The sequence below is a fragment of the Marinococcus sp. LNSP9103-4 genome, assembly GCF_056034345.1.
In genome coordinates this window covers 1-16,969 of the sequence record NZ_JBQLIA010000025.1, presented here as the reverse complement: position 1 = coordinate 16,969, position 16,969 = coordinate 1, and the positions used below count along the sequence as shown (strand labels likewise).

Sequence of the window (16,969 nt, the reverse complement as noted above, 5' to 3'; positions counted from 1 at the left end):
GGCTCACATCAAAAAAGCCTCTTTTCAGCTGTTTAAACTGAAAAGAGGCTTTTAAAATAATTAAAATTATATTTACGTCATTTGCGGCTGTTTTTGATTTTTCAATCCAAGCACCTGCTCGGTAGACTTATGGATTTCATCAATCATCTCTGGATTTTCTGAAAGGTTCATACCGTATGAAGGGATCATTTCTTTTATTTTCGGCTCCCATGCTTCAAGTTGCTCTGGGAAGCATTTCTCCATGATTTCGAGCATCACAGAGACTGCAGTAGACGCACCCGGAGATGCTCCAAGGAGTGCAGCTATAGAGCCGTCCTCGGAGCTGATCACTTCTGTGCCGAACTGCAGGGTGCCTTTACCTTCTTCAGTATCTTTAATAACCTGAACCCGCTGGCCGGCTACGAGCAGCTCCCAGTCCTCTGTTTTTGCGCTTGGGACAAATTCCCGGAGCTCTTCCATGCGCTGTTCCTTTGACTGCATTACCTGCGTGATCAGGTATTTCGTTAATGGCATGTTCTTAGCTCCCGCTGCCATCATTGTAATCAGGTTATCCGGCTTGACGGATTTCAATAAATCCATCAGGGACCCCGTTTTCAAAAACTTTGGAGAGAAGCCGGCATACGGTCCAAACAAAAGTGTTTCCTGATTATTGATATACCTCGTGTCCAGATGCGGAACAGACATTGGAGGTGCTCCGACGGGCGCTTTGCCGTATACTTTGCCGAAATGCCCGTTGACAACATCCGGATTCTGACAGACCATAAACTGGCCGCTTACCGGAAAACCACCGATGCCCTTTCCTTCTGGAATACCGGATTTTTGCAGCAGGTGCAAGCTTCCGCCGCCTCCACCAATAAACACAAAATCCGCCTCGTGCAGCTCAAGCGTTTCTTTTTGATGATTGCGCACCTTCACTTCCCAGGTACCGTCTTCGTTACGCGTAATATCATCCACGTCATGGTTATATTTCATTTCTACGTTATTCTTTTCAAGATGGTTAAACAGCTGACTCGTCAACGAACCAAAATTCACATCGGTGCCGTCTGCAATTTTAGAAGCCGCTATCGGTTCTTCAATCTGACGGTCCTTCATCATTAACGGCATCCATTTTTCAAGCACTTCCGGATCCTCTGAAAATTCCATCCCTGAAAATAATGGATGCGCAGACATTTTTTCGTAACGCGTCCGTAAAAAGGAAACGTTATGATCGCCGCGCACATAGCTGATATGCGGCAGAGGCATAATAAAGCCACGCGGGTTATGGATCAAGTCGCTTTTGACCAGATAGGACCAAAACTGTTTGGACACCTGAAATTTTTCATTGATGCTGATGGCCTTACTGATATCAACGGAGCCGTCCGGCTGCTCGTTTGTATAATTTAATTCACATAGCGCCGCATGACCGGTTCCTGCATTGTTCCATTCATTCGAGCTTTCTTCACCCGGCTTTTCCAGCTTTTCAAACACTTTGATATTCCAGTCCGGGGACAGCTCTTTCAGCAGCGCACCTAATGTTGCACTCATAATGCCGGCCCCGATTAAAATGATTTCTTTTTCACCCTGTTGTTTATTCATTTCTTTCCTACTCCCTACATAATAGAAAAAGACGTCTCCTTTTGGCGGAAATCTTCCGGCCATATTTTGTTCACGTCAGGGAGGCATCTTTTCCAATAATTTTGCACCAAATATAGATTATCATTATTAGACGAAGATTAAAATCATTATTATTAATATAATAACCGTTTATGAACCTAGAAAAACAATTAATATAATTCAAGACCCTTTAAAGCCTTTTCCAAGCTAAAAAAACCGAAACCGGAGAATTTCCTCCGGTTTCGGTCCGCTTATTATGATGATTAGTCGACTACTGTTACTTCAACGTCCTTACGGCCGAAGGAAAGTGCTTCGGAGTTGGTTGGTACGTGAACGTCGATGCGATTGCCGTTAATAGCGCCGCCAGTGTCTTCTGCTTTATAAGTGCCCATGCCTTCCACTTTTACAGTGGAGCCGAGTGGGATAACGTCCGGATCAACAGCGATGACGTTAGCGTCACGGTCGTTGTTAAGGTTAACGCCTGTTGCCGTGATGCCGCTGCAGCCTGCACACTCAGCAGTGTATGCTGTTGCTTCCACTGTCATGGTTTCGCCGCCGCTTGTGCTGTTCGAGGACTCGGAAGTCGAAGCTCCTGCTACTTCTTCGCTGGATTCACTTGAGGAATCAGAAGATCCGCCGAGAGCTGCCTGCGTTTCCGGACCGGCTACGCCGAAGTAGTTGCCCGCAGAAGAAGAAATACCGTTTGCTGCCTGAAAGTCTTTTACGGCGCTGAGCGTTCTTGGGCCGAATGTAGAACCAGTATTTCCGTGGAAGTAGCCTTTTTCCTTCAGCGTGTCCTGAAGCTCTGCAACAGAGGAGTTAACGTCGCCGTAAGTCATAGAACCATGGTCGCCGATGGATGCGTCTGCTGCCTGTGGTGCTCCGAATACGACGCCTGCTGTAATTGCTGTACCGAATAGTGTCTTTTTCATCATAAATAATTCATCCTTTTTAATTATAATATTTGTTATTCGTCCTAATGACGAAATCCATTGAAAAGTTTACCTATATGTTTACTTGCCTTTACGTCGTCACTGCATTGATTATCATGTCGTTTTACTGCTTTTGTTTTTTTGTGCCGTCTCTCAAACACAACGCTACCGATTATGCCTTGAAAAAGTACAAATGGCAATAACATTAATTTAGTTGTAATCTAACCTTAATAGTTTTTCATATTATGTAAAATTAACAGGTATTCCTACACATATTCCACTAAAAACTGCCGTATTTTTACTCATTACTACTGAAAATATATTTAAAATATTACGCTATTATTACAATAAGCCCGTGTTCGCGTAACATTATTAGAAATAAAGAAAGAAAATACTTTTGAATTTTGCTTGTACGTGGTAAATCTATTAGTTTTTAAGCTTTTCCAGGGCATATCAGCAACTAAAAAACCCATACAGCACTTCTTTTTGAGAAGTCTGCATGGGGCCAAACTTAATAGTAGAATTTATTTCACCTGCTTATATGAAGTGATCTCCAGGTCTTCGTCTACGGTGGCTTCGTACGTTTCCACTTTCGTTTTTCTGCCATCGTTGTTCAGCACATCGATTTTTACGTGCCATACGCCGTCTTTTTCTTCTGTAGAAGTAATACGCTTTGGTTCAGCTACATAGTTTTCGAAAAATGCATTGACGCTATCCATTACTTCGGTAAGCCGGGGGCCATTCTGTTTGGATTTTTTCTTTTTAGAAGGCGCCGGTTTTCCTTTGGAAGCAGAGCCCGCTGCGTTCCCTGCATTTTTTAATTGCGGCCTGCCTTCATTTTTAGAAACCATTCTTGCTTTTTTAGGCGTCTGTTCTTCATTTTTATTCTCTGAAGATGATCCTGACATGCCGGGAATTTTCGCTTTCGATTTTTCTGCGGTCTGCTTTACGCTGTCTTTGGCTTCCCCGGCTTTTTTTAGAGGCTTCTTCAACAAGGAAGCTGCTCCCCCGCTTTCATTTTCTTCCTCCGAAGCATTGGTTTCTTCCTTCGAATCTTCAGAAGATTCCTCCTCCCCGTCTTTCTTTTTAATCCCCTTTGTGATCATCGGTATAGCTCCTCCGATCAAACTTCCGGCTGCCATCAGCCCGTAGGTAACTTTATCTTTTTTATCAGTCATTATGTTTTCTCCTTTCTTTACTGCTCAACTCTGAATGACCCTGCCGAACCTTTATTTGTCGGCAAGGGCCTTGATAGACGAAGTACTTTTTCTGCTGTCGCTGCTTTTCGTGGCTTCTCGCCTCATTTCTTTTATCAAATCGTCCCATGAATTCTCCATAAAGTCATTTTTCACCTGCTGCTTGAGCTCTTCTTTGAGCTTTTTATGCATGTCGTTCTTCCATTCTGAAGCCAGGGTACGTGTAACTCCACGGACGAGGCTTTCATGTGCAGCTTTCGATAGAAAAGAAGAGCCTGCGGCACCTGATTTGTCTGTGCTGCTCTTATCCTCTTCATTTTCAGACAGGTCTTCGTTACCATTCTCATCAGATGTTTCTTTTGTCCCCGGATACGCTTCATTAACCTGTTTCATGATTTCCTTAATCATACCGTTTTTATCTTCTTTCGTTACCTGCAGTCCGCTGTCTGCCGCCAATTTTTTAACAGCCTGCTTATCCATCGAATACAGGTTAACCTCTTCTTCATTACCATCTTTATTCGAAATAATGACTCCGGCGTAATTTTCTTCATTTTTTTGACTTGTAGACGAGCCTTCTGCATTTTCTGCTTCCTCATGTTGAATCGTCAGCTTAAAGCCATCTGACTGATTTATAATTTCATCAATCATATCCTGTTTTCTGGTTGATTTAATTTTTAAGCCGCTGTCCTTTGCCAATGCTTTTATAGCTTTATTACTCAAAACGCGAAGATTTACTCTTTCTTCCGCTCCTTCATTATCGACGATGACTACTGCCGATTGTTGGTATTCATCGGAAGCTGATTCCCGTACAGCCATCGGTTCTCCCTCATTTCCCGCCCGTTTCCGGATATTTTCCAAAAATTTCTTCATTTTTAAACTACTTTAACTTATATACCCCTTAATCAAACTAATAAGTACAAAACTTTCTTTTATCCATATTTTTTGAAAACCTCCGCCAAATAAAACAGCGGCCTTTCTCCCGAAGAGAAAAGACAGTTGTCATTAAAAACGGTTTTCAACTGCCGGAATAAGTGGTGACTGATGTTATTCCACCTGTTCGTTTTGCTGATCACGGCGGCTCGTTTTCTTTTGTTTGTACTCACTTTGGCCATGAAGATATACAAAATAGCCCTTCAAGTTTAAAAAAACTCAAAGGACTTATTAGATCTAATTTATGGTTTTAAGAGCAGCGCTTATAAATGGACGTGTAATCCAGCAAAAACTTCTTCTTTTCATTATACAGCTATACGATAGTAATTAAGGTTTTCACCATAAAGCTTCCTTTTTTCTATAAACCCTAGTCGTTGCAATTTTCTAACTTTTTTACGTAAATAGCGTTCTGACATCTCTGTTTGCGCTGCAAGTTCAGCCTCCTGGCAGTGAAACCATCCGTTCTCCAAAAATCCAAAATAAGCCGTTTGCTCTTTAAATTCTTTTATGAGCGCACTGTATATTAACGCTTCTGCGTATCCAACCTCTCTTACAATTGCTGGATTAACACCCTCATGTAATGATTGTTGATATTCTCTATTTTCCAGCAAGAGCCACCCCTCCATTGTTACCAGGTTATTTGATGAGACTGTTGCTTACGATTTTTCAGGATTAATTCCACTGGCTATGTTTTTCTCTAACGATTCTTTTTCCTCTCCTAGCGTATAAAAAAAACTTTGAAAACCATTACATTACAAAAATGTAACAGGAAATCTGCTTTTGTTTAAAATTGACTGGAGCCTTCGAATGCAGCTTTTTAAACCAGGCAAAGTCCTGTGCTTCAGCACGCCCTGCCTTATGATATAGTTATTTCATTACAGTCAGTACTGTTATCAAAAGGAGGGATCTCATTTGGAAAGATGTTCATGGTCACAAAAAAATGAACATATGCAGGAGTATCATGATAATGAATGGGGACGTCCGAATACAGATGACAGCTATTTATTTGAAATGCTAACGCTTGAAGGCGCTCAATCCGGACTCTCCTGGAACACGGTGCTTGCTAAACGGCACCATTACCAGGAAGCTTTTCAGCAATTTGATATTCAGAAGTGCGCCTCCATGGCAGACGAAGACCTGGAGTATATTCGGCATTATTACGGCGTGATTAAACATTCTGCCAAGTTAGCTTCTGTGCGAAATAACGCTGCAAAAGTCCTGACAATCCAGGAAGAATACGGCAGCCTGTCTTCCTTCTTTTGGCGGTATGTTGATTTCACCCCAATTATTCATGAGCGGAAAGAAGAAACAGAGGTTCCATCTTATACAGAGCTTTCCTCTCAAATAAGCAGGGAATTGAAAAAACGGAAATTCAAATTTGTCGGACCGGTAACGGTGTATTCATTTATGCAGGCCATTGGTATGGTGGATGACCATGTTCGTACCTGTCCCTGCCACTCTAAAAATACTAATGCTTGATTTGGCAGTGTTTAAAGCCTCTGTCTTTCTTTGAAACAGACCTTTTGCACAATTAAAGTTCTCGTCCGGTTGTTAATACTTTTATTTTTACTTTTCACCGGGAACATGAGGTTTAGATTTCATTCGATAAATTATAAATTCATGTTCCAGAAAGAAGGTCAATTATTATGGAAGAAACAAAATACCGGGCGGTAATGCTTCAAGAGGACGGTACGGTAGTGGAACGGCATTATACCCGAAGACAGTTGTTCGACGGGGGACAAAACGTAAACCTCCTTAACAGCCATTATCATGTGCTCCCTGACGTTTGGGCTGTGGGGTTTTATGAATTGCCGGAAGAAATTGAAGAGGTCTGGGCTGAAACAAAAGAAGCCTCTTTCCCTCTCCCAGCTATCTTTTTCAGCTACAACCCGCACACCCAGGCCATGGCTAATATGAGTGATAAACTGATCGAACAAACGAAAGCCGAAGTACAGAAAGCCCGGCTCCGCAAAAGTAAATAGCGTTAAAAAAGCAATGCCTTTCCTGTTAATGGAGTGACATTGCTTTTTATTGGACACAATTTGAGATCTTAAAACAGCTTAGACACCTCATTGAACGGGCTCTTGCAGGCTTATATTATTTTCAGCTGTAGTTCGCCTTACTTTTATTTCCGGAGCCAAAATAATCGTTCTGCTTGACTGTTTTTTTCCTTTAATCTGATCTACGAGCGTCTGGGTAACAACTTCCCCCATTTCCACGATTGGCTGGGAGATCGTGGTCAGCGGCGGGTGGCTGAGAACAGCAATGAACGTGTCATCAAATCCTACTACCGAGAAGTCATCGGGCACACTTTTTCCAATTCCTCTCGCGCCCTGTATGCTTCCTATAGCCAAAAAGTCTGTCAGGGCAAACGCCGCACTGATATTAATGTCTTTTTTCAGCCTATCCATTACAGCCTGCTCAGCCTGCTGGGTAGTCATCAGCTCTTCTATAATTTTTACATTCTTTTTAGGAAGCCCCGCCTCTTCAAAAGCTGCGTAAAACCCTCTCAAACGGTTCTGTTCACTTGAATTGTCCAAATCCCCAACCAGCAGCAGTACTTCCCGGTGGTTTAATGCCAGCAAGTGCTGGGCGGCCAGGTAACCTCCCCGAAAATCGTCCACCAGTACAGTGCTGACAGCAAGAGTGGGGATATCCCGGGACACCAGCACCACGGGAATATTTTGATTCATAAATTCTCTGAGTGATTCCATATTATGCATACCAGTGCCCAGCACGACTCCATCCACTTTTTTTTGATTCAGCCACCACAAATACTGGACTTCTTTTTCGGGATCATTGTCAGTATTGCATATAACCACACTGTATCCATTTGCGTGTCCTGTATCTTCTACACTTCTCGCGAGCTCTGCAAAGAATGGGTTTGCAATATCTGGAATCACCAGTCCAATGGTATGCGTATGCTTCCCCGTAAGCGCGGAGGCTACCATGCTCGGATGATATCCTACTTCTTCTATTATCTTCAGTATTCTTTTTTTCGTTTTTTGTCCGACGTCGGCTTTGTCATTGATTACTTTTGAGACCGTAGCAATCGAAACTCCCGCCCGTTCTGCCACATCGTAAATGGTTGGTTTCATTTTTCTCCTCTTTCTCCTTCTTATTAACTTCCCTCTTTCCTTCAACGTTTATACTTTTGACGGTTTATTATAAACAAATACGTATTGGATATTCAATTACTTTACTTTTTTTAGCAAATTTACGAAAGCTTGTATACGAATTGTTTAATTTGAGGATATTTCATTAAGAGCCTTTTCTACATAATAATAGGCAGTGTTCGCGCACTCCTGTTTTTCCATCTCCCAATATTCTTCACGAAAAAGCTCCAGACTGGCTGCCCCGTTGTATCCAATCTGCTTCAGGGTGTTTCCGATATCCTGCAGTGGAATAATTCCCAGAGTCGGAAATACCCGGTTCGCCTCAGTCCGCTCTTCTTCCGCCACATCTTCGGCATCATCAATATGAAAAATAAATAATTTATCTTTATCCAGTTGTTCAAGATCCTGGAGCTGCGAGCCTCCAATAAAGAAGTGGTAAGCGTCAAGAACCAGGCCGACATTGGGTCGATCCGTACGCGATACAATGTAATCAGCCATTTTTAGCTCATTTACTGAAAAACTTTTATAGCCGATGAATTCAAAGGCTATACTCACATTGTGCTTTGAAGCAATACTCCCCATACGTTCAAGCATTCGGGACGTGTTTTCGATAATGTCCTCATTAGGTATTCCCTCCGGTATTTCACTAGGCACGGCGATTACGTATGGGCATCCTATTTTTGAAGCGATCCGGCACCAGCGCTCTGTTTCCTGCAGTATTTTCTGCTGCTCAAGCTCCGGTTTCATATTAAAAAACTCGATAGAATTGATGGCGCAGGGACGAACTGCGGACTTTCGAAAGTGCTCTGCCAGCTCCGTAATTGAATGATCTTCCAAATAAGAGTCGAGCTTATAGGTGCGGAGCTCTAATGTCTCAAACCCTGCCTTTTCTGCTACTTCAATGTCTTCAAGTAAGTCGCATTGATTTGTAGTCGATCCGTTCAGTCCTATTTTCACTGTAAAACCTACTTTCAGTTACAAAAGCCGGGAATCTTCTAAAGGTTCCTCGGCTTTTTGTCTTAAATTTTCATCACCATTATCCTAGGATAGTTTAGACTGTCTATCTGCTTTTGCCTGATCATTTTTCGATTTTTGATCGAGCCAGATTTGCTCAATTTCTTCGAGCGATTTATTTTTCGTTTCAGGCACGAATTTCCAAATAAAGAAGAACGCGAACGTGCTTACTGAGCCGTAGATCAAAAATGACCCGACACCAAAGGCTTCATTCAGCGGTGGAAACGTCGTGGAAGCTAATAAATTAGCACCCCAGACAAGCGTTACAGCAAGCGACATTGCCTGGCCTCTGATTTTATTCGGAAACATTTCTGAAAGCATTACCCAGGCGACTGGCCCCCATGTCATTTGGAAAAACGCTACAAATCCTAAAATAAATACAAGAGTGGCGACACCGTAAATACCTGCAAAGAACAGCATAGCTACAGTCACTAAACATATAGCACACCCTGCTGAGCCTAATAATAGCAAAAATTTCCTCCCGTTTCTGTCGATGAGACGAATCGCAATCAAGGAAACAACAACGCCTATAGCACCTACAAGCACAGTTTGAAGCATCGAAGCGGACTGACCGGCGCCGAGGCTTTCAAATATTCGCGGAGCATAGTAGAGAATAATATTTATCCCGATGAACTGCTGCAGGACAGCAATAGTGAAGCCAACGATCAAAACCAGCTTACCGTAATAAAATAAGTTGACTTTCTGCACTTTGGTATTTAGTGATTCCTGGATACTCGAAAGCGTACGACTGGCAGCTTCCTTGGATCCGTGCAGCTTTTCCAGTACATTGTATGCCTGCGTATCTGCATTTTTAAGAGCCAGATACCTCGGCGTCTCCGGAATAAATAGAAGCAAAAAGAAAAACAATGCAGCCGGCACGAGCTCGGAAGCGAACATAAGTCTCCAGCCGGTTTCGTCGATCCAGGCGCTTGACTGCCCCCGTGAGATTCCCCAGTTTACGATGTATACGACTGTCTGACCGAACACAACGGCCATGTTATACAGCACCACAAGCTTCCCGCGGATATGCTGGGGACTCATTTCGCTGATGTAAACCGGCGCAATCGCGGAGGCAAGACCTACACCAATACCACCGAGAATACGGTACAGGTTAAATGTAATCAGCAAAGATAATGTTGGCTCACCCCGGGTGAAAAAGAAAAGCTCCGGATAAGCAGATCCCAGGGCGGATAAAGCAAACAAAGTCGCAGCAATAATCAGCGTATTCCGCCGGCCAATACTATTCGCAATGAAGCCGGATATTAAGGCCCCGATAATACAACCGGCAAGGGCGCTTGAAACGGTCAATCCATGAATAAGCGAACCTAATCCTAAACTATCCACGAGATACAGCTGCACCGATTGTTCTGCTCCGGCAATAACGGCCGTGTCATAGCCAAAGAGCAGCCCTCCCAGTGAAGCAACCAGTGCAACTGATACTATATAAAAACTTTGATTGTTTTTCATTTGAATTTAAGAAGGGAAAGGTCCTCCCTTCCTTCCTCCTTTCTTTCCTTAAGGGAAATAGGCTCAATATGAGTTTTTCGTGGTTTCGGGAAAGAAGTTTATCAACCGGCAGCCGCCAGATGAACGTTTTTTAGAATGATCTGATCTTTATATAAACATTTTACCCGTTGCTTCTTTTACATGCCGGTAAGACTGCTCTCCTAAGTGATATTTTTCCATTTCCCAGTAGTCGGGCCGGAACAACTCCAAACCGACCATACGTATATGTCCTATTTTTTGCACTCTTTTCCCAATCTCCTGTAAAGGAATTACTCCGAGGCCTGGAAAAATTCGGTCTTTGTCTTCAAGCTCTTCTATTCGTGCATGTTCTGCATCGTTAATATGAAATACAAATATTTTTTCAGATGGCGTTTGTTCAATCGCATCCAGAGAAGAGCCTCCGGTGTAAAAATGAAAAACGTCCAAAACGAGCCCGACATTTTCACGATGTACTTTCTCCATAACTTCTCTGGCAGCTTCGAGGGTCTTTATCGAAAACTCCTGAATACCTATAAATTCAAGTGCAATGTTCACCTGGTATTTGCCTGCAATATCGCTCATTTCCTGAAGCATTTGCACGCTGTCTTTTACGATTTCTTCATCTGAAATATCCGGAGGCCTCGGGCTCGGAACAGCAATGACGTAGGATGACCCGGCAGCGCTTGCGATTTGACACCATTTTTCTGTGTCTTTTAACACCTGCTCCCTCTCCTCCCCCTGCTTCAGGTTAAAGAATTCGATGGCATTGATGGCATCCGCCTTCACGGATGTCCGTGTGAACAGCTCAGTCAGATCATCGAGTGTATGATCCTTTAAAAAGCTCTCGAGCTTGTACGTCCTAAGCTCTACTACGTCATAGCCTGCATGCTCTGCAACAAGGATATCTTCTTCCAACGTACACTGATCTGTTGTAGAGCCGTTTAATCCATACAGCATCTCTTCCTCCCCTTCCTTTTTACAGTACGTACACTTTGTCCTGGTACAGTTCCTGCATATTGATACGCTCTCCATTATTCATATAGGAACGGGTTGCTGCGAGCGCTACCTGCATATTGATTTTGGAATCCACTGAAGTAACCCGCGGGCTTTCTTCTCCTTTGGCACATTTAATAAATTGTTCGAGCTCCTGCACGTATGCTTCACGGAATCTCATCTGAAAGTTAGGTACAATCTCGTGGTTACTTCCTGTGCTGCTCTGAACAGTGACATCGCTGTTACGCAGGGAACCGACAAAGATGGCGCCCTCTGTTCCGATAATTTCGGCCCGGATATCGTGTCCATACGGCGAATTCCGGCTTGCTTCCACATCGCCCGCTCCGCCGTTTTCAAACTCGAGATACGTAATGGCCTGGTCGACGTCGTTATATTCTTCCATGAATGGATTCATTAAAATCCGTCCATGACCGGAAACCGAGGAAATTTCGGAGCTCATTAAATACCGTGCGATGTCGTAATCGTGAATAGAGCAATCCAGAAAGATACCGCCGCTGTTTTTAATGAAGGAGGCCGGCGGAGAACCGCTGTCTCGTGTAAAGCCTTTAAAATAAATCGGCTTTCCAATCTCTCCAGCATCAATTCGCTGCTTGGCATCAAAGTATCCCGGATCATACCGGCGCATAAAGCCAACCTGGCAGATGACATCAGCTTTCTTTACCACTTCAATGACTTCGTCCGCTTCTTCGATGGTGGAGGTGAGTGGTTTTTCCACAAATATCTGCTTCCCGTGTGAGGCCGCCTTTTTAATCATCTCTGCATGCGTGCTCGTTGGTGTAACGATCACTACCGCATCAATATCCGGATTCTGGAAAACCTCCTCCGGGTCCGCTGTCCATGCCGGTACCCCAAGCTGTTCTGCAGCCCTTTCCGCATGCTCAGCGATCGGGTCGCAAATCAAAACAAGCTCCGCTCCTTTTACTTTGTTCATCATATTGCTTGCGTGAAACATCCCCAGTCTTCCAAGACCTAAAACCGCTACTCTTATATCCTGCTGTGCCATGGCACACCCTCCTTTAATTGATTTCAACACTGTCTGGTTTATAAATTTCGGAAATGGCCGTCCATCCCCGTTTGTTTACAGATCGTTCGACAGCCTCCAGAATCGCCTGGTTCCTCACTCCGTCTTCAAAGTTCGGAGCTGCGCTCGTTTGATTCCCAATATTGTCCATCAGAGAAGCAATCAAATTGACGAAGGTGTGCTCGTACCCGAGAATATGGGCAGCCGGCCAATAATTCCCGGCAAAGGGATGCTCTGCTTCCGTGCAGTTGATCGTTTTGAATCCCTGCAGTCCCGGTTCGTCTTCTTCAAAGTAAAACTCTAAATTGTTCATGTTTTCCATATCCCAGCGAATGGATCCTTTTTCCCCGTTAATTTCAAAACGGTTGCCAGCACGGTTGCCGCGGCTGAACCGGGAGGCTTCAAATGTGCCCATCGCCCCGTTCTGGAAAGTGGCGAGAAAGGCAGAAGCATCATCTACCGTTACTTCGCCCCACTCGCCTTCCCGGATCTCCGTCTGGAGATTGTGCACGGTATCACCAAGCGGGCGCTCTTTAACAAAGGTCTTCATCATTCCCGCTACTTCGTCAAATTCGCCCACGAGAAATCTGGCAAGGTCAATGATATGAGCGCCAAGATCGCCAAGCGTACCCGAGCCCGAAATATTTTTCTGCATGCGCCAGGTGAGCGGGTAGTTGGGATCCATCAGCCAGTCCTGTAGAAATGTTGCCCGTATGTGATAAATACGCCCCAGTTTTCCACTGTCAATCAGCTGTTTGGCAAACTGAACCGCTGGAGCAAACCGGTAATTGTGGCAGAGCATGTGAGTTACATTATTTTTTTCTACAGCATCGCGCATCCGGACCGCTTCTTCCACGGATAATGCCAACGGCTTTTCACACAGCACATGCTTGCCGGCTTCCGCTGCTGCAATGGCAATCTCACTGTGAGTATCATTGGGAGTCACTATATCAACCAAATCAATATCTCTACGATCAATCAGGGAACGCCAGTCTGTGGTGTGACGGGACCAGCCCATCTTTTCAGCAGCCGGCCCCACCCGAGAAGAATCCCTTCCAACAATCGTATCAAGTCTCGGCGTTACCGGACTATCAAAATAGAAGGGAACGTCGCGGTACGCATGGCTGTGGGCTCTCCCCATCATCTTGTAGCCCACCATTCCGACATTAATTGTTTTCTTTTCTTCTTCCATTGTTTCTCCACCTCCATATATTCTCTCTGTGCAGGGAGCAGCATATTTTCAATGCAAAAGCTTCCTGCAGATTTACTTAAGCGCTTAAGTAAATTTTAAAAAATAAATGCGTTTTTAGCCGAATAACCGTTTCATTTTCGGCAGCGACTGAGCGGCGTCCTGATACAGTTTTTCTTTCGGTTCCTCTCCTTTGTCGGGATTAAATGGATCTTTCCCCGGCGCCAGGCATTCTAAGGTAATCGTGCCATTGTAGCCGGTTTTTTTGACGATTTCAGCTAACTCCCCCCAGTCAAGGCGGCCTTCTCCGATTCCCTGTCTATTGCTGTCTGCCACGTGTAAGTGCGCCAGACCCTCTCCTGCATTACGAAAAGCTGCCTCGAAGCTGGTTTCTTCAATATTCATATGGAACGTATCAAGCATCGTTTTCACTGAAGAATGATTTACTTCTTCTACAAACGTCCGGGCCTGGGCCCCGTTGTTTATAATACAGCTTTCATACCGGTTAAGCGGCTCCTGGACTAAAATAACATTTTGACTTTCCGCGTAAGGAGCTAGCTCCTGCAGGGATTTCACAGCTGCCTCCCCGTTTTGCTTCTCACCGTTTTCAGGAGCTGATTTGCCGGGCGCGCATGGGGACATCACAAAATATTCTGCACCAGCTCTGGCCACCCGGTCGATCTGTTCATGAAAATATTCTACGGCTTTTTTTCGCATCGCCCGATCTGTCTGGGACAGATCTGTCGCTTTATCAGGCCATCCGGCATTTGCTGTTAAACCGCGAATCGTTAACTGTAATTCGTCTGCCAGTGTGTTTAGCTCGTCCCAGTCATGGTCATGGGCATGAATTTCAATTTCGTCATACCCCATCTCTGCCACGTCCCGCATCGTCTGTTCAATCGGCTGATCGCCAAACACCCAGCTGCATATTGAAAACTTCATTTTCTTTCCCCTTCTGCGACCTGCCTCTATGCTTTCTTTAGTGCCTTTACTCTACTTGCAAAGTCTATTTCCTCACCCGATCTGGCGCTTTCATAAATGGCATTGATAAGCATCGTTAATTGATACGCATCATCCACATCCACTGGCGGTACTGTGTCATTTACCAGAGCATCAATAAACAGCCGGTCTTCTTCGATATATCCGCCCTTCTCGTAAAATGGCACTTGTGTATAATCTTCGGCTATCATCTGTTTTTCCAATCCGGGAGACAAGCGAACCGTTTCAAGCTCAGCTGTTGTAGCTGTAGAGTATTTCCCGTAGATTTCAATAGCTTCAAAAGGAAAACTCCAGCCTGAATGAGCGGAAGAAACAAGCGTCGCAATACCTCCGTTTTCAAATGTAACCAGCACCGCAAAATCGTCAAATTCATTATCGGAAATATTTTGTCTTGCTTCGCACCGAACAGTTTTTACCGGACCGAAAAAGTACGGCAGAAGATCAATTTGGTGTATTGTTGTTTCGTATAAAAAGCCGCCTGTTTTACTTGAATCAGCTGTCCATGCCGGGTTAAGCAATTCCCCGCGGTTAAGTTTAAACTGGCCAAGATGCGGATCGAGTTCTCCGCCTTCAATCCATTCTTTTACCTTCTTATGGGTATTTGCGTACCGCCGATTCATTCCCAGATTGTAAACACCCTTTGATCCTTTTGCTGCTGCCCTAATTCTTTCAGCGCCCTCCTCGGTCACAGCCATCGGTTTTTCACTAAATACATTCAGGTCTGCTTCCAGGCATTTGATGACAGGCTCTACATGAGTCGTATTTGGGGTGGTCACGTATACAGTATCGACGCCTAAAGCAATTAATTCATCCAGCGTCTCCACAGCCTGCACCTTCCCCTCAAGAGCGTCTGCTAATTTTCTTGCATTATCCAGGACAATGTCTGCAACTCCTGTGATTTCCACGCGTTCGTCCTCCTGCAGAATAGAGCCGTGTACCGAAGCAATAAAGCCTGATCCTAAAAAACCCACTTTAACTTTTTTCATAAGTGAACCTCCTAAATTAGAGTAAGCGCTTTCGTAATAATAAACTCATTGTAATTAATTCCACTCCTTATGTAAACCCTTTCAATTATATTTTTCCATTTTTCCGTGATTCTGTGTATATTTAATGTTACTTCTCAATCGTAATATTTATTGTATTGAAATTTTAATTTCTAAGTATACAGTCATTTACCGAAAAAACAGTACACAACTTTACATAAAATGGTTGGTGGATTTATTGATTTCCTTGTCTTAACGCTCTTTCTTCCAGTATTTTTTTTATTTACATCTGGCCCTGAATCTTTTTCTAAATAATGTATCAATAATGCTATTTTTTACACAGTTTTAATTGAAACTTTAGATATGAGTAAAATATCATTAAACGGGTAAATAATTTTAATAATACAGAATTTTATATTTTCAAAAATTACTTTTAAAACAACGGGGCCTGTGCCTTTCCAACATTCTTCCAGCCCGTTCAAATCGTTTATATTAAAATAACGCTTATCTATTATTAAATGCTGCAGGCCCGGAGAAAGGAGCAGCATTCATGAAATACGAAATGAAACATGCTGTGTATGAAGAAATGATGAATCACATTGAACAGGAAGAGCCTTCAAGCGTTGAGGAATTTGTCCAGCAGGCAGCAGATAATTTTGAGATGGCGCTGCTGCTTCCTTTTTATATGTATTATTATCACCCTCACGAATGGCAGAATTATTCCTTGTTTGCCAATGATCCTCTGCCAAAAACGTTAAACTATGCCGCCTATATTGCACTCGATGCTCCCGCTCTTAACGTGAATCCGAGGCTTAAACGTTTTTTTTACGGCACCTACTGTATTACTTCTTCACCGCCGGACGACAAGACGATGCTTTCCATTGAAGAATGGACAATGCATTTATTCCGGAAATATTGGCAGCTTCATCAGAAAACCTTATTTTTCGGAAACTATGTAGAAGTATTAGATACTCACACGTCAAAATGGTTTTTAAAAACAGTACAACGGTGATGACAAGGACAATTGAATAACGATTTAAAGTATTACTTTCCAAGCCATCCCTGCTTCAAATTAAGACATGGCTTCTGGTTTTCACGTAGGGAGGGAGCACTTTATGACACCGCTGGTTATCGGTTATGCCATTCAGGGGACGGAAATCATTGTAGGTACGCCTGAGAGCCTATCCTGGTATGCAGTCTAATCCTGGGTTGCATTGCACGAAGATATAGAAGTACTGTTTCGTGCCCTGCATCCATTTGCTGTAAAAGGCGTTGCCATTCATTTTCTTCCAGATGTCCAACCATTGAAAAAGGCCTGGGAGGTTTATGATGTCAGTATTTCTCCTTATCGTCCCTCCTATCATTAATGGTATTTTACAAACGAATATAAACAAAACAGACTCCACCCAAAGGAGTCTGTTTCAGACTGTCGACAATGACTCTAATTTTAGAGTTTGTCGGCAGTTTTTTTGTGCTATGATAAAAAGAAATAGCCTG

The 16,969-nt window shown here is 43.6% G+C and carries 16 protein-coding genes; 3 read left to right on the top strand and 13 right to left on the bottom strand.

The window, feature by feature from the left end:
* Positions 1-72: 72 nt before the first annotated feature.
* The 5 genes from ACTRXG_RS14165 to ACTRXG_RS14145 all read right to left on the bottom strand — a co-directional run bounded on the left by ACTRXG_RS14165 (position 73) and on the right by ACTRXG_RS14145 (position 5,262).
* Positions 73-1,638 (bottom strand): malate:quinone oxidoreductase, encoded by a 1,566-nt coding sequence (locus ACTRXG_RS14165; RefSeq protein ID WP_474285566.1) that lies wholly within the window; start codon positions 1,636-1,638, stop codon positions 73-75.
* A 218-nt stretch (positions 1,639-1,856) separates the two neighbouring features.
* The gene (locus ACTRXG_RS14160; protein WP_474285565.1) at positions 1,857-2,528 is read right to left on the bottom strand and encodes a 3D domain-containing protein; all 672 of its coding nucleotides are present in this window, start codon (positions 2,526-2,528) and stop codon (positions 1,857-1,859) included.
* 521 nt (positions 2,529-3,049) lie between these two features.
* Positions 3,050-3,703, bottom strand: a complete 654-nt coding sequence (locus ACTRXG_RS14155) for a hypothetical protein (RefSeq protein WP_474279404.1) — start codon at positions 3,701-3,703, stop codon at positions 3,050-3,052.
* 51 nt (positions 3,704-3,754) lie between these two features.
* A complete protein-coding gene (locus ACTRXG_RS14150; RefSeq protein WP_474285564.1) occupies positions 3,755-4,591 on the bottom strand; it encodes a hypothetical protein in 837 nt (278 codons plus the stop codon).
* A 365-nt stretch (positions 4,592-4,956) separates the two neighbouring features.
* Positions 4,957-5,262: a hypothetical protein gene (locus ACTRXG_RS14145; protein ID WP_474285563.1), complete on the bottom strand. Its 306-nt coding sequence runs from the start codon at positions 5,260-5,262 to the stop codon at positions 4,957-4,959.
* A 301-nt stretch (positions 5,263-5,563) separates the two neighbouring features.
* Here ACTRXG_RS14145 and ACTRXG_RS14140 point away from each other — a divergent pair, with 301 nt between their 5' ends.
* Together ACTRXG_RS14140 and ACTRXG_RS14135 are read left to right on the top strand one after the other, a co-directional pair.
* Positions 5,564-6,130 (top strand): DNA-3-methyladenine glycosylase I, encoded by a 567-nt coding sequence (locus ACTRXG_RS14140; protein ID WP_474285561.1) that lies wholly within the window; start codon positions 5,564-5,566, stop codon positions 6,128-6,130.
* Between the two features lie 167 nt (positions 6,131-6,297).
* Positions 6,298-6,633 (top strand): hypothetical protein, encoded by a 336-nt coding sequence (locus ACTRXG_RS14135; RefSeq protein ID WP_474285559.1) that lies wholly within the window; start codon positions 6,298-6,300, stop codon positions 6,631-6,633.
* A gap of 87 nt (positions 6,634-6,720) precedes the next feature.
* Here the strand turns inward: ACTRXG_RS14135 and ACTRXG_RS14130 are convergent, their stop codons facing one another.
* The 8 genes from ACTRXG_RS14130 to ACTRXG_RS14095 all read right to left on the bottom strand — a co-directional run bounded on the left by ACTRXG_RS14130 (position 6,721) and on the right by ACTRXG_RS14095 (position 15,475).
* Positions 6,721-7,749, bottom strand: a complete 1,029-nt coding sequence (locus tag ACTRXG_RS14130) for a LacI family DNA-binding transcriptional regulator (protein WP_474264172.1) — start codon at positions 7,747-7,749, stop codon at positions 6,721-6,723.
* A 144-nt stretch (positions 7,750-7,893) separates the two neighbouring features.
* Positions 7,894-8,724 carry a sugar phosphate isomerase/epimerase family protein gene (locus ACTRXG_RS14125; protein WP_474264170.1) on the bottom strand — a complete coding sequence of 277 codons (831 nt, stop codon included), beginning with the start codon at positions 8,722-8,724 and terminating at the stop codon, positions 7,894-7,896.
* Positions 8,725-8,808: 84 nt separating this feature from the next.
* Complete coding sequence (locus ACTRXG_RS14120) at positions 8,809-10,248, bottom strand: sugar porter family MFS transporter (protein ID WP_474282626.1); 1,440 nt, start codon at positions 10,246-10,248, stop codon at positions 8,809-8,811.
* Positions 10,249-10,395: 147 nt separating this feature from the next.
* Complete coding sequence (locus tag ACTRXG_RS14115; RefSeq protein ID WP_474285556.1) at positions 10,396-11,223, bottom strand: sugar phosphate isomerase/epimerase family protein; 828 nt, start codon at positions 11,221-11,223, stop codon at positions 10,396-10,398.
* A 19-nt stretch (positions 11,224-11,242) separates the two neighbouring features.
* Complete coding sequence (locus ACTRXG_RS14110; RefSeq protein ID WP_474285555.1) at positions 11,243-12,283, bottom strand: Gfo/Idh/MocA family oxidoreductase; 1,041 nt, start codon at positions 12,281-12,283, stop codon at positions 11,243-11,245.
* A gap of 13 nt (positions 12,284-12,296) precedes the next feature.
* Positions 12,297-13,493 (bottom strand): Gfo/Idh/MocA family protein, encoded by a 1,197-nt coding sequence (locus ACTRXG_RS14105; RefSeq protein ID WP_474285554.1) that lies wholly within the window; start codon positions 13,491-13,493, stop codon positions 12,297-12,299.
* 114 nt (positions 13,494-13,607) lie between these two features.
* A complete protein-coding gene (locus ACTRXG_RS14100) occupies positions 13,608-14,432 on the bottom strand; it encodes a sugar phosphate isomerase/epimerase family protein (RefSeq protein WP_474285553.1) in 825 nt (274 codons plus the stop codon).
* Between the two features lie 26 nt (positions 14,433-14,458).
* Positions 14,459-15,475 (bottom strand): Gfo/Idh/MocA family protein, encoded by a 1,017-nt coding sequence (locus ACTRXG_RS14095; RefSeq protein ID WP_474285551.1) that lies wholly within the window; start codon positions 15,473-15,475, stop codon positions 14,459-14,461.
* Positions 15,476-16,022: 547 nt separating this feature from the next.
* Between ACTRXG_RS14095 and ACTRXG_RS14090 the strand changes: the two genes are divergently transcribed.
* Positions 16,023-16,484 (top strand): hypothetical protein, encoded by a 462-nt coding sequence (locus tag ACTRXG_RS14090; RefSeq protein WP_474285549.1) that lies wholly within the window; start codon positions 16,023-16,025, stop codon positions 16,482-16,484.
* The last annotated feature ends 485 nt before the right edge of the window (positions 16,485-16,969 follow it).